This is a genomic window from Streptomyces sp. NPDC058525 (assembly GCF_042719495.1).
Classification (GTDB): Bacteria; Actinomycetota; Actinomycetes; order Streptomycetales; family Streptomycetaceae; genus Streptomyces.
The window spans coordinates 1-12,725 of the sequence record NZ_JBHXNP010000100.1 but is presented as its reverse complement, the minus strand read 5'-3'; the positions used below and the strand labels follow the sequence as shown (position 1 = coordinate 12,725).

The 12,725-nt window shown below is 73.8% G+C and carries 13 protein-coding genes; 8 read left to right on the top strand and 5 right to left on the bottom strand.

Annotated elements, in window-relative coordinates; translation table 11 throughout:
• Window positions 1–43 precede the first annotated feature (43 nt).
• Both ACFWP3_RS33680 and ACFWP3_RS33675 read right to left on the bottom strand, forming a co-directional pair.
• Window positions 44–763, bottom strand: coding sequence for a response regulator (locus ACFWP3_RS33680; protein WP_384228726.1), 720 nt, complete (start codon window positions 761–763; stop codon window positions 44–46).
• A 38-nt stretch (window positions 764–801) separates the two neighbouring features.
• Window positions 802–1,623 (bottom strand): adenosylcobinamide-GDP ribazoletransferase, encoded by an 822-nt coding sequence (locus tag ACFWP3_RS33675; protein ID WP_384228724.1) that lies wholly within the window; start codon window positions 1,621–1,623, stop codon window positions 802–804.
• Between the two features lie 70 nt (window positions 1,624–1,693).
• Between ACFWP3_RS33675 and ACFWP3_RS33670 the strand changes: the two genes are divergently transcribed.
• On the top strand, window positions 1,694–2,467 hold the full coding sequence (locus ACFWP3_RS33670) for a hypothetical protein (protein ID WP_384228723.1): 774 nt from the start codon (window positions 1,694–1,696) through the stop codon (window positions 2,465–2,467).
• 91 nt (window positions 2,468–2,558) lie between these two features.
• On the opposite strand, the gene ACFWP3_RS33665 is transcribed toward ACFWP3_RS33670, so the two are convergent.
• The gene (locus tag ACFWP3_RS33665; RefSeq protein ID WP_384228720.1) at window positions 2,559–2,837 is read right to left on the bottom strand and encodes a hypothetical protein; all 279 of its coding nucleotides are present in this window, start codon (window positions 2,835–2,837) and stop codon (window positions 2,559–2,561) included.
• 13 nt (window positions 2,838–2,850) lie between these two features.
• Window positions 2,851–3,645: a PspA/IM30 family protein gene (locus ACFWP3_RS33660; protein WP_384228718.1), complete on the bottom strand. Its 795-nt coding sequence runs from the start codon at window positions 3,643–3,645 to the stop codon at window positions 2,851–2,853.
• A 280-nt stretch (window positions 3,646–3,925) separates the two neighbouring features.
• On the opposite strand from ACFWP3_RS33660, the gene ACFWP3_RS33655 reads away from it, so the two are divergent.
• Window positions 3,926–4,534 carry a DUF3043 domain-containing protein gene (locus ACFWP3_RS33655; RefSeq protein ID WP_384228716.1) on the top strand — a complete coding sequence of 203 codons (609 nt, stop codon included), beginning with the start codon at window positions 3,926–3,928 and terminating at the stop codon, window positions 4,532–4,534.
• Window positions 4,535–4,647: 113 nt separating this feature from the next.
• Window positions 4,648–5,355: a class I SAM-dependent methyltransferase gene (locus tag ACFWP3_RS33650; RefSeq protein ID WP_384228713.1), complete on the top strand. Its 708-nt coding sequence runs from the start codon at window positions 4,648–4,650 to the stop codon at window positions 5,353–5,355.
• Between the two features lie 484 nt (window positions 5,356–5,839).
• On the opposite strand, the gene ACFWP3_RS33645 is transcribed toward ACFWP3_RS33650, so the two are convergent.
• Window positions 5,840–6,052, bottom strand: coding sequence for a hypothetical protein (locus ACFWP3_RS33645; RefSeq protein ID WP_384228710.1), 213 nt, complete (start codon window positions 6,050–6,052; stop codon window positions 5,840–5,842).
• 93 nt (window positions 6,053–6,145) lie between these two features.
• On the opposite strand from ACFWP3_RS33645, the gene ACFWP3_RS33640 reads away from it, so the two are divergent.
• The 5 genes from ACFWP3_RS33640 (at window position 6,146) to ACFWP3_RS33620 (ending at window position 12,455) form a co-directional block, all read left to right on the top strand.
• On the top strand, window positions 6,146–7,375 hold the full coding sequence (locus ACFWP3_RS33640) for a bifunctional adenosylcobinamide kinase/adenosylcobinamide-phosphate guanylyltransferase (protein ID WP_384228708.1): 1,230 nt from the start codon (window positions 6,146–6,148) through the stop codon (window positions 7,373–7,375).
• Between the two features lie 80 nt (window positions 7,376–7,455).
• Window positions 7,456–8,511, top strand: a complete 1,056-nt coding sequence (gene cobT / locus ACFWP3_RS33635) for a nicotinate-nucleotide--dimethylbenzimidazole phosphoribosyltransferase (RefSeq protein WP_384228773.1) — start codon at window positions 7,456–7,458, stop codon at window positions 8,509–8,511.
• A gap of 263 nt (window positions 8,512–8,774) precedes the next feature.
• On the top strand, window positions 8,775–10,487 hold the full coding sequence (locus ACFWP3_RS33630) for a phosphatidylglycerol lysyltransferase domain-containing protein (protein ID WP_384228771.1): 1,713 nt from the start codon (window positions 8,775–8,777) through the stop codon (window positions 10,485–10,487).
• Window positions 10,484–11,203 (top strand): hypothetical protein, encoded by a 720-nt coding sequence (locus ACFWP3_RS33625; RefSeq protein WP_384228706.1) that lies wholly within the window; start codon window positions 10,484–10,486, stop codon window positions 11,201–11,203. The genes ACFWP3_RS33630 and ACFWP3_RS33625 overlap by 4 nt, the downstream gene beginning before the upstream one ends.
• Before the next feature lie 85 nt (window positions 11,204–11,288).
• On the top strand, window positions 11,289–12,455 hold the full coding sequence (locus ACFWP3_RS33620) for a sensor histidine kinase (RefSeq protein ID WP_384228768.1): 1,167 nt from the start codon (window positions 11,289–11,291) through the stop codon (window positions 12,453–12,455).
• Window positions 12,456–12,725: the final 270 nt, after the last annotated feature.

The following is a 12,725-nucleotide window of genomic DNA, read 5'->3' as shown; positions in this document are numbered from 1 at the left end:
TACCGCGTCCGTAGTACGCCGCACTACTCCGCGCCGTGCCGCGCTACTCGGCTCGGGGCCGGACCAGTCCCGATTCGTAGGCAATGACCACCAATTGGGCGCGGTCGCGGGCGCCCAGCTTGGCCATGGCCCGGTTCACATGGGTCTTGACGGTGAGCGGGCTGACTTCGAGCCGCCCGGCGATCCCGTCGTTGGACAGTCCCGCGGCGACGTGGACGAGGACCTCGCGTTCCCGGACGGTCAGCGCGGCGAGCCGCTCCGCGTGCGATCCGGCCGCGGAGCCGGCGGCCGGGTCGGCGCCGCCGCCCTGGGCGAGGAAGGTGGCGATGAGCCCCTTGGTGGCGGCCGGGGAGAGCAGGGCCTCGCCGGCGTGCGCGACGCGGATGGCGTTGAGGAGGTCCTCGGGCTCGGCTCCCTTGCCGAGGAAGCCGGAGGCGCCGGCCCGCAGGGCGGCGGCGACGTACTCGTCCACCTCAAAGGTCGTCAGCATCACCACGCGCACGGCGGCGAGTTCCGGGTCGCCGCTGATCATGCGGGTGGCGGCGAGTCCGTCGGTTCCGGGCATCCGGATGTCCATGAGCACGACGTCGGCGCGGGTCTGCCGGGCCAGCGCGTAGGCCTGCGCCCCGTCGGAGGCCTCCCCGACGACTTCCATGTCCGGTTCGGAGTCGACGAGCACCTTGAAGGCGCTGCGCAGCAGGGCCTGGTCGTCGGCGAGCAGCACCTTGATGGGCGGGGTCGGGTCCGTCGGAGTGTCGTCCACGGGGTGAGCGTACGCGGGCCCGCGCGGGCGGGGTCCGGTCAGCCCAGGGCGAGGACGACCAGGGCGGTGGTCGCGGAGACCTCGGCCAGCGCTCCGAAGACGTCGCCGGTGACCCCGTCGAAGCGCCGGACGCAGCGGCGCAGCAGGAGTTCGGAGGCGAGGAGGGCGGCGAGGACGGCGGCGGCGTACTGGCCTGCGGCCGGGAGGCCCAGCGGGAGGGCGGCGGCCGCGGCGAGCAGGACGACCGCGGCGGTGGCGGCGGCGGCCGCGGCGCGCGGGACCACTCCGGCGACGGCGGCGCCGAGCCCTCCGGGGCGGGCGGCCGGGACTCCTTCGCGGGAGGCGAGGGTCATGGCCAGCCGGGCGGTGACGGCGGCGACGACCGCGGCCAGGGCGCCGCGGATCCAGCTGTCGGCGTAGGCGTTCGACAGGGCGGCCACCTGCACCAGCAGGGCGAGGACCAGGGCCACGACGCCGAAGGGGCCGATGTCGGACTGCTTCATGATGCGCAGGGCCTCGTCGGCCGGTTTGGCGCTGCCCAGGCCGTCCGCGGTGTCGGCGAGCCCGTCCAGGTGCAGGCCCCGGGTGAGCGCGGCCGGGACGGCGACGGTGACGGCCGCGGCGAGCAGCGGGCCCCCGCCGAGCACGAGCAGGAGGGCGCCGGGCACGGCGGCGAGCAGGCCGACGACCAGCCCGGCGAGCGGGGCGCAGGCCATGCCGGTGCGGGCGGCGGGGCGGTCCCAGCGGGTGATGCGGGCGGGCAGCACGGTCAGCGTGCCGAACGCGAAGCGGACGCCGTCCAGGAGCGAGGCGCGGTCCGGGGGCGGCGTCGGGGAGGGGTCGTCGAACGAATCTGTCATCGGCCCGAACGCTACCCGCTCACCACGGACGGTAAATTACCCATTACGTACCAAATAGGGAGTCAGTGGGATGGGTCACTGGTGGTATCGGAACATCGTCGAACCGGGGAAGCTGCCCCTCCTGCTCGCCCTGCTCTCCTTCGTGACGTCCTTCCTGGTCACCCGCGTGATCACCCGGATGATCAGGGCGGGCCGGGGCCCCTTCAAGAACATCACCCCTGGCGGGATGCACATCCACCACGTGGTGCCCGGGGTGATCCTCGTGATCATCGGCGGTTTCGGGGCGGTCGGCAGCGGCCGGCACGGACTGGGCGCGGCGCTCTCGGCGATCCTCTTCGGGCTGGGGGCGGGCCTCGTCCTGGACGAGTTCGCGCTGATCCTGCACCTCGACGACGTCTACTGGAGCGAGCAGGGCCGCAAGAGCGTGGAGATCGTGGTCCTGACGGCGGCCCTGGTGGCGCTGGTCCTGGGCGGGTTCGTGCCCTTCGGCGTGAACGACCTGACCGCCGAGGAGCGGCAGAGCCGCGGGCTGGTGGCCATGAACACCGCCACCAACTTCTTCCTGGCCCTGATCGCCCTGTGGAAGGGCAAGGCCCGCACCGCGCTCTTCGGCGTGGTCATCCCGTTCGTGGCGCTGATCGGCGCGATCCGGCTGGCCCGGCCCGGCTCCCCGTACGCCAAGAAGTTCTACGCGAACCGCCCGCGGGCCCGGGCCAAGGCCGGGCTGCGCGCCTTCCACCACGACCGGCGCTGGGCGCTGCCGCGCCGCAAGTTCGAGAACTTCATCGGCGGGACCCCCGACCCGGAGCGGGCCCCCGCGCAGAAGCAGCCGCCCGCCCCCTGACACGCGAGCGGGCCCTCCCCCGGGAAGGGGAGGGCCCGATGCGCCTGGTGTCCGTTTCGCTCCGGGCGCCCCGGCCCGGATCAGCCCCTGGTCAGCCCGGGATCAGCCCGTCGTCACGGAGCATCTCCCTGACCTCGCCCAGCGTCGCGTCCTCCGCCGGCAGGATCAGCTCGGACGGCTCCAGCGCCTCGTCGGGGAGCGGCTCGCCGAGCCGCCGTACGGCATCGAGGAGGGCGCCCAGCGTGCGCCGGAAGCCCGCCTCGTCACCGCTCTCCATCTCGGCGAGCAGTTCGTCGTCCAGCTTGTTGAGCTCGGGCAAGTGGCCGTCGGCCACTTCCACCTGGCCTTCCCCCATGATGCGGACAATCATGACGGACCCCGTCCTACTGCTTGTCGAACCGGTGCTGGGTCTGGGGCTGCTGGGCGGTGCCCGGGGCGCCGCCCTCGATGGCCTGCTGCTGCGCGGACGGGCCGCCCGCCAGCTCGGCCTTCATCCGCTGGAGCTCCAGCTCCACGTCCGTACCGCCCGACAGGCGGTCCAGCTCGGCCTGGATGTCGTCCTTGGAGCCGAGACCGCTCTGGTCGTCGAGCGCACCGGAGGCCAGCAGCTCGTCGATGGCTCCGGCGCGCGCCTGGAGCTGGGCGGTCTTGTCCTCGGCCCGCTGGATGGCCAGACCGACGTCGCTCATCTCCTCGGAGATGCCGGAGAAGGACTCCGCGATCCGGGTCTGGGCCTGCGCCGCCGTGTAGGTGGCCTTGATGGTCTCCTTCTTCGTGCGGAAGGCGTCCACCTTGGCCTGGAGGCGCTGGGCGGCGAGGGTCAGCTTCTCCTCCTCGCCCTGCAGGGTCTGGTGCTGCACCTCCAGGTCGCTGACCTGCTGCTGGAGCGAGGCGCGGCGGGACAGGGCCTCGCGGGCCAGGTCCTCGCGGCCCAGGGCGAGGGCCTTGCGGCCCTGGTCCTCCAGCTTGCCGGACTGGTTCTGGAGCTGGTTCAGCTGCAGTTCCAGGCGCTTGCGGGAGGTGGCCACGTCGGCGACGCCGCGGCGCACCTTCTGGAGCAGCTCAAGCTGCTTCTGGTAGGAGTAGTCGAGGGTCTCGCGCGGGTCCTCGGCCCGGTCAAGGGCCTTGTTCGCCTTCGCGCGGAAGATCATTCCCATACGCTTCATGACACCGCTCATGGGCTTCGCGCGCCCCCTTCTAGACGGACTGTGCTCCAGGTCACCAACAGAACCCACAGTACGGGCCCTGTCTCCATTACCGCACTGTTCGAGTACGGATGCGCTCCTCCTCCAGGACGAGTACGTCCCCGCCGTGTCAGGCGTGAGGAGTAGGTGGGCCCCCGACCGGCAGGGACCGGTTCGGAGGGCGGCCACCGCACGCTCTCTGCAATGGGAAGACGCGCGCCGTTGCCGGATCGTTCCCCACCGGGGTGGGGCCCGTGCCCGCAACAACGTAGGCTTGGGTTTTGTGTTTGGTAGCCGTTCCTCCAAGGAAGAGAAGGCCGCCGCCACCGACAAGGTGAGCGCCGACCTCTCGCAGCCCCGTGACCCGCAGGCCCCGAAGGGCCGCCCGACGCCGAAGCGTGCTGTGGCCCAGTCGCAGCGCAAGGCCGTCGTGGCCTCGACCGGCAACCGCAAGGAGGACGCCAAGCGAGCCCGTGAGCGCCGCCGCGTGGAGATGGCCAAGCAGCGCGAGGCCATGGCCAGTGGCGACGAGCGCTATCTGCCCGTGCGCGACAAGGGCCCCGTCCGCAAGTTCGTCCGCGACTACGTGGACTCCCGCTTCTCCGTCGCCGAGATGTTCCTGCCGCTGGCAGTGATCATCCTGGTGCTGAGCATGGTGCGGGTCCCGTCCATCCAGAACATCGCACTGCTCCTGTGGATGGGCGTGATCGCCCTGATCGTGCTCGACTCCATCGGCCTGGTGTTCCGCCTCCGCAAGGCGCTCAACGAGCGCTTCCCGAACGAGCCCCGCCGCGGCGCCGTCGCGTACGGCCTCATGCGCACCCTCCAGATGCGCCGGCTGCGCCTGCCGAAGCCGCAGGTCAAGCGCGGGGAACGGCCCTGAGCGGAGGGACGCCCGGAGCATCGGGGGACGGTTTCGCCTGGGGAGGTCCGGGCGGAGCCCGGCTGTGGCTCGAGGGCCTGGGCGGACTGCGCAACGCGGTCCGGCAGGAACTCGTGGGCCGGCAGGTCGACGAGCAGATCGCGCAGCGCTTCCCGGTCGGGCAGCGGCTGCGCGTCCTCGACGTCGGCATGGGCCAGGGCACCCAGGCGCTGCGGCTCGCCCGCGCCGGGCACAAGGTGACCGGTCTGGAGAAGGACCCGGGGATGCTCTCCGTCGCCCGTGAGGCGCTGGAGGGCGAGCCCGCCGGGATCCGCGACCGGGTCCGGCTCATGGAGGGCGACGGCCGCGAGACCGGCGCCCACTTCCTGCCGGGCAGCTTCGACGTGGTGCTGTGCCACGGGGTGCTGATGTACGTGCCCGAACCGGACGCCATGCTCGCCGGGCTGGCCCGGATGCTGGCCCCCGGCGGCCTGCTGTCCCTGCTCGTGCGCAACGGCGACGCGCTCGCCATGCGGCCCGGGCTGGGCGGCGACTGGACGGCCGCGCTGGCCGCGTTCGACGGCGTCGACTACCGCAACCGGCTGGGCCTGGACGTACGGGCCGACCGTCTCGCCGGGCTGACGGCCACGCTGAACGGGATCGGGGCGCCCCTGCACTCCTGGTACGGCGTACGCGTCTTCACCGACGGCACCGAGGCGGGCGAGAGCCTGCCGCCCGAGGACGAGCTGGAGCGGCTGCTGGCCGCCGAGGACCGCGCAGGCCGCACCGACCCCTACCGCGGCGTAGCCGCCCTCCTCCACCTCTGCGGAGTCCGCGGCTGACCCTGCACCGGGGGCCGGTGTGCACCGACGTATACCCACAGCGCACCGAACGCCATCCGGCCCGCCTGTGTCCGACGCCTGACCACTGCGCCGGGGGCCGGTGTGTGCCGGGGTGTCCCCGCAGGGCGCCGAACGCAATCCGGCCCGCCTGTCCGAAACCTGACCACTGCGCCGGGGGTCGGTGTGCGCCGGGGTGTCCCCGCAGGGCGCCGAACGCAATCCCGCCCTACTGTCCGACCCCCCGCCACGTTCGGCGCCCGAGGAGATACCCCGGCGCGCGCCGGCCCCCGGCGCAGCCCATGCCCGGGCCGGGCCGGGCCCGCGGGACCTTCGGCCGGCCGGTCCGAACCGCCCCGGTAGGCGCCTCGGGCAGCGGGACGCCCCCGCCCGGCAGGGGCCCGGGACGAGCCCGCCCCGCAGGGGCCCCGACGGCCCGGGACGAGCCCAGGAACCGCCGAGCCCCCGGCAGGGGCCCCGGCAGGGGCTACGCGTCGAGGGCCGACCTCAGACTCATCGTGTACAGCTCGGTGCCGCCGTCGTCGGACAGCTTCACCTGCTCGACGCCGCCCTCCAGCAGCTCCTTCCAGACCTCACCGATCCAGGACTCCGCGTCCCCCTGCGTGGTGAACTCCTCCGGTTCCACCGCCGGGCTCGTCTCCGCGCCTTCGGCCGTCTCGAACCGCCACGTCCACGCCATGTCCGCCTCCGTTGCTCGTCCGCTGCTCGCCTTGAGTCTGCCCGCAGAGTAGCCGGGCGCGCACCACTCCCGGTGACGCGGGAGGATCTCCCTGTGGAACTCACTCTGCTCGGCACCGGCACGCCCGAAGGCCTCCCCCGCCCCGGCTGCCCCTGTGCGGCCTGCGCGGTCTCCGTCGGTACCCGGGCGCGCGCCGCCACGGCCGTCCTCGTCGACGGCGCGCTGCTGCTCGACCTGACTCCCGGGGCGGTGCTGGCGGGCGCCCGCGCCGGGCATTCGCTGGCCGGCGTACGGCAGGTCCTGCTGACCCACCCGCACGACGGGCCCGCGGTGGAGCTGCCGCCCGGGCTGCCGGCGGCCGGGCGGGTCCCGGACGGCCGGGAGCTGGCGGTGATCTCGGGGCACCGGGTGCGGGCGGTGCCGATGGACGCGCCGGGAACCGGGTACGAGGTGACGGGCCCGGACGGCGGCCGGCTGCTGTACCTGCCGCCCGGCGGGGCTCCGGCGGGCTGGGGGTCCCCCCGGACGGAGTCTGGGGGAGGTACGACCGGGCAGCGGCCCTACGACATGGTGCTGGCCGATGTGCTGGGGCGGCCCGAGGCCCTGGCCCGGCTGCGGGCGAGCGGCGCGGTGGGCCCGGCCACGGACGTGATCGCCGTGCACATCGACCACGACACCCCGCCCGGCCCGGAGCTGGAGCGCCGGTGCGCGGCCGCCGGGGCCCGGGCGGTGCCGGACGGGACCACCGTGCTCGTCGGCGAGTACCACGCGGTGCCGGACCTGCCGCGCCGGACGCTGGTGCTGGGCGGCGCCCGCTCGGGCAAGTCCGTCGAGGCGGAGCGGCGGCTGGAGGCCTTCCCCGAGGTGGTCTACGTGGCCACCGGCGGCAGCCGGGACGGGGACGCGGAGTGGGCCCAGCGGGTCGGGCTGCACCGGGAGCGGCGGCCCGCGAGCTGGCGCACGGCCGAGACCTGCGACCTGGTGCCGCTGCTCGCCGACCCGGGTGCGCCGCTGCTGATCGACTGCCTGGCGCTGTGGCTGACGGACGCCATGGACCGGGCCGGGGCCTGGGACGACGAGGTGTGGGCCAAGGGCGGGCAGCACGAGCTGCGCGACCGGATGGCCGAGCTGGTGGCGGCGGTGCGCGCGACCCGCCGCCGGGTGGTGCTGGTCAGCAACGAGGTGGGGTCGGGGGTGGTCCCGGCGACGGCCTCGGGCCGCCGGTTCCGCGACGAGCTGGGCCGGCTGAACGCGGCGGTCGCGGGCGAGTGCGAGCACGTGCTGCTCGTCGTCGCCGGGCTGGCCACCGTCCTCAAGAAATAGCCGGGAAACGGCCGGGAGACGGCCTGAACCCAGGCCTGAGGGAGGGCCTTACCGGCTGTACGCTCTGGCAGATGAGCACGCTGAATCTCGACGACTTCTCCGATCTGATCGAGCGCCCCGACGGGGGCGTCCGGCGTGACGCCGAGGAACGCCGTGAACGCCTCGCCGTGCCGCCCGGCGCACTGGGCCGGCTCGACGAGCTCGCCGAGTGGCTCGCCGCCGCGCAGGGCCGGGTGCCGGTCGGCCCGATCGAGCGGCCCCGCGTGGTGCTGTTCGCCGCCGACCACGGCATCGCCGCCGAGGGCGTCTCCGCCCGGGCCGCCTCCACCGCCCACGAGCTGGTGCGCGGCGTGCTGGACGGATCCAGCCCCGTCGCGATCCTGGCCGGCCGGTTCGGCGCCACCGTGCGGATCGTCGACGCCGGGCTCGACTGCGACCCTGACCTGCTCCCCGAGGACGTGGTCCGCCACCGGGTGCGGCGCGGCAGCGGCCGGATCGACAAGGAGGACGCGCTCACCCTCGACGAGGCCCGTGCCGCCCTCGAGCTCGGCATCCGGATCGCCGACGAGGAGGCCGACTCCGGTACGGACCTGGTCGTCCTCGGCGACCTCAGCGTCGGCGGGACCACGGCGGCCGCCACCCTCGTCGGCGCCCTGTGCGGAACCGACGCCTCGGTGGTCACCGGCCGCGGCGGGCTGCCCATCGACGACCTGACCTGGATGCGCAAGTGCGCGGCGATCCGCGACGCGCTGCGCCGGGCCCGGCCCGTGCTCGGCGACCAGGTCGCCCTGCTGGCCGCGGTGGGCGGGGCCGACCTGGCCGCCATCACCGGTTTCCTGCTCCAGTGCGCGGTACGCCGTACGCCGGTCATCCTCGACGGAGTCGTCTCGGCGGCCTGCGGACTGGTGGCCCAGCGGGCCGCGTTCCGCGCGCCCGACTGGTGGCTGGCCGGTCAGGCGAGCGGCGAACCCGGCCAGTCGAAGGCCCTGGACCGGATGGCGCTCAACCCTGTGCTCGATCACGGCGTCACTGTGGGGGAAGGTACCGGGGCATTGCTGGCCCTTCCCCTGGTCCAGGCGGCTGCCGCTCTCGCGGCGGAACTGCCGGAGCAGGCTGTGCGGGAGCCGGTGCGGTAGGCCGCCGGGATCCGCGGTCCTGACCAGTCCGCGATCCCCGGACCCAGCCACTATGGACGGCAACGCCCCATAAGATCGCTTTTATGGGAGAGGTCCGTTTGAGCAGGGCAGAGACCGACCGCGGCACCGTACGGGTACCCGGACCGGCATCCGGCAGGAGAGGGACCGGCGGCGACCCCGCCGGCAGGGGGGCGGACGGCGGCCGGGAGGCCGGCCGGGGGAGCACCCGTTCGCGGCGCGGCGCCGCGTTCGCGGTCTGGTACCTGCGGGCCGTCACCTTCGTCAACTTCCTGAGCGCGGTGTGGGTTTCGCTCGGGCAGGATCTGCGCCGGCACAACGCCGCGGACTTCTACACCCCGTACCTGCTCACGGCCGGTTTCGCCTCCGGGCTGTTCTGCCTGCTGCTGGCCGTCACCATGGGCCGCCGCAAGCGGGCCGCCTGGATCCTGAACCTGGTCCTGGGCGGGATGCTGCTGCTCGACTTCGCCCGCGCGGCCTTCGTGCCCTGCTCGTGGGGCCCCGAGGTGTGCTATCCGCAGTTCCGCGAACACCCGCAGAACTGGGTCTCGCTGGGCCTCACGGCGGCCTTCGTGATCGCGCTGCTGCTGGGCCGCCGGGAGTTCTACGCCAAGGGCGACCGCTCCAACCCGGCGCTCGCCACCCTCGTCGCGGCCGTCGGCCTGCTCGTCACCTCGCTGGTCGCGGCCCTGCTCGTCGGCGCCACCAACACCGCAGCCGACAGCGCCGGGGCCACCTTCATGACCCGCTGGCGGTACGGGGCGATGCGGCTGATCACCCTGGACCCGGACGCCCGGGCCTACAGCACGATCGACACCCCCGGCTGGGTGGACGTCTTCGTCAACGTGATGTCGATGCTGCTGCTCCTCGCCGTACTGTTCGCCGCCTTCCGCTCGCGCCGCGCCGTCGACCCGCTCTCCGAGGAGGACGAGGAGCGGCTGCGGGCGCTGCTCGCCAAGCAGGGGGACCGCGATTCGCTCGGCTACTTCGCGCTGCGCCGCGAGAAGTCCGTCATCTGGTCCCCCACCGGGAAGGCCGCCGTCACCTACCGCGTCGTCGGCGGTGTGTCGCTGGCCTCCGGCGACCCGATCGGCGACCCCGAGGCGTGGCCCGGCGCCATCGAGCCGTGGCTGGCCGAGGCCCGCGAGCACGGCTGGGTGCCGGCCGTGATGGGCGCGAGCGAGGAGGCCGGGCAGATCTACGCGCGGCACGGCCTGGACGCGCTGGAGCTCGGCGACGAGGCGATCGTGGAGACGGCCGAGTTCACCCTGGAGGGCCGCGCCATGCGGACCGTCCGGCAGGCCTACAACCGCGTCAAGCGGGCCGGGTACACCGTACGGATCCGGCGTCACGCCGACATTCCCGCCGAGGAGATGGACGGGCTGGTCGCGCGGGCCGACGACTGGCGCGACGGCGCGACCGAGCGCGGCTTCTCGATGGCGCTGGGCCGGCTGGGCGACCCCGGCGACGGCCAGTGCGTGATGCTGGAGTGCACCGACGGCAACGGCGATCTGCGGGCGGTGCTGTCCTTCGTGCCGTGGGGGCCGGGGGGCCTGTCGCTGGACCTGATGCGCCGTGACCGGGACTCCGAGAACGGCCTGATGGAGTTCATGGTCATCGAACTCCTGGAACGCTCCAAGGAGATCGGGGTCGGCCAGGTCTCGCTGAACTTCGCGATGTTCCGATCGGTCTTCGAGCGCGGGTCGCGGCTGGGCGCCGGCCCGGTGCTGCGGATGTGGCGCTCGCTGCTGAGCTTCTTCTCCCGCTGGTGGCAGATCGAGTCCCTCTACCGGGCCAACGCCAAATACCGGCCGATCTGGGAGCCGCGGTTCATGCTCTTCGAGAAGAGTTCGGACCTGCTGCGGATCGGTATCGCGGCGGGCCGGGCCGAGGGCTTCCTGGAAGCCCCCGGCCTGCCGAAGTGGCTGCACCGCAGACACCTGGAGACCCGCCGTTGACAGCTTGGAACACCTCCGCATTCGGGCGGTTCGCCCGCCGTGAGTGGGGTCCCCTGTTCTGGACCGTCCGGGACGCGCTCGTCCGCGACAGGTGGCGGGCGATCCCGATGACCATCGGCGCGGTCTGCCTGACCTCGGTCTTCCAGATCGTGCAGAACACCTCCTGGGGCTTCCAGCCGGTCCAGAACCTCGGCTCGGTCAAGGCCGTCGACCCGTTCTGGCTGGCCCTGCTGCGGACCCCCCTGTCGCTGTTCGTGCCCGCCCTCGACCTGCCGGTGTGGGGCGCTCTCGCGCAGATCCTGCTCGTCTTCGGGATCTCGGAGATCTGCATCGGCTGGTGGCGCACGCTGGTGATCGGCTACGTGGCCACGCTCGCCGGGACCACGTACGCGCGGATCGGGCTCGCGCTGGGCCCGGACCATCCGCTGGGCCTGCCGGTGTCGGACCGGATCGTCAACGACACCGGGCCCTCGGCGGCGGTGGTCGGACTGGCCGTCTACGTCTGCTGGCGCTACCGGGCGTACCTGACCGGCGCGCTGGTGGTGCTGGTGATGATCGGCGAGGTGCTCGTCAAGAACAACCTGGCGGGCAAGGAGCACCTGGCGGCCATCGCCGCCGTGATGGTGCTGTGCGCGGTACGGGCGAGGTGGGGGCCGGAGCGGTCCCGGACGCCGCTGGGCGGACGCCCGCCGCGGCTGGACACCCGGCCGGAGTGAGACGGCCGGCCGGGGCCCGGGGGGCAGGCCGTACCGTATCGGGGTGACGACAGACCTCGGGCCGTTCGCGCCCACCCGGCAGTGGATGCGGGCCCATCCGCTCGCCACCGATGCCGTGCTCGCGTTCGGGGCGCTCGTCTGCATGGTCCTCGGCTCCTTCGCCGATCCGCACGGGCCGCACGGGCCCACCTTCGGCACGCGCAACCCCGATCCGTTCTCGCTGCTGCTGATGCTGTTCGGCGCGGCCGTCCTGGTGTTCCGGCGGCTGCGGCCGCGCGCCGTGCTCGCCGTGACCTGCGGGCTGTCGCTGCTGGAGCTGACCACCGGGGAGCCGCGGGCGCCCGTCGCCATGTGCACGGTGATCGCCCTGTACACGGTGGCCGCGTGCACCGACCGGCCCACGACCTGGCGCATCGGGCTGCTCACGATGGCCGGTCTGACGGGCGTGGCCATGCTGGCCGGGCCGCTGCCGTGGTACGCGCAGGAGAACATCGGGATCTTCGCCTGGACCGGGATGGCCGCCGCGGCCGGCGACGCCGTGCGCAGCCGGCGGGCCTTCGTCGACGCCATCCGGGAGCGGGCCGAGCGGGCCGAGCGGACCCGGGACGAGGAGGCGCGGCGGCGGGTCGCGGAGGAGCGGCTGCGGATCGCGCGGGACCTGCACGACGTGGTGGCGCACCACATCGCCCTGGTCAACGTCCAGGCCGGGGTGGCCGCGCACGTCATGGACAAGCGGCCGGACCAGGCCAAGGAGGCGCTCGCGCACGTACGGGACGCCAGCCGGTCGGCGCTGAACGAGCTGCGGGCCACGGTCGGGCTGCTGCGGCAGTCCGGGGACCCGGAGGCGCCGACCGAGCCGGCTCCCGGGCTGGCCGTCCTGGACGAGCTGGTGGACACCTTCCGGCATGCCGGGCTGCCGGTGGAGGTGATCGTCCAGTTGGGCCCCGAGCCGGGCCCGCTGCCGGCCGCGGTGGACCTGGCGGCGTACCGGGTGGTCCAGGAGGCGCTGACCAACGTGCGCAAGCATGCGGGGCCGGGGGCCCGGGCCGAGGTGAGCGTGGTGCGGGTGGGGCCGTCGGTGGAGGTCACGGTGCTCGACGACGGCGGCACGGAGCCCTCCGACGCGGAGCCCGGCGGGGGCCACGGGCTGCTGGGCATGCGGGAGCGCACCGGCGCGCTGGGCGGCACCTGCTTCGCGGGGCCGCGCTACGGCGGCGGCTACCGAGTCCACGCGATCCTCCCCCTGCCCTAACCCCGGCGCTCCCCGCCTTGGCCGGGCATTTTCAGCCCCTCCCGGCGCTCCCCGCCTCGGCCAGGGATTTTCAGCCCCTCCCGGCGCTCCCCGCCTTGGCCGGGCAAATCCAGCCTCGCCGGCGTTTGAGGCGCGGGTCCGGGCGGAGCCCGGTGCCCGGCGGAGCCGGGTTCCCTGGGGCTCCGCCCCAGACCCCGCCTCGTATAAAAAACTGACGCGGCCGCCGATAGGGTGGGTGTTGATATCGGTGGGGGGCGGGTCAATAAAAAG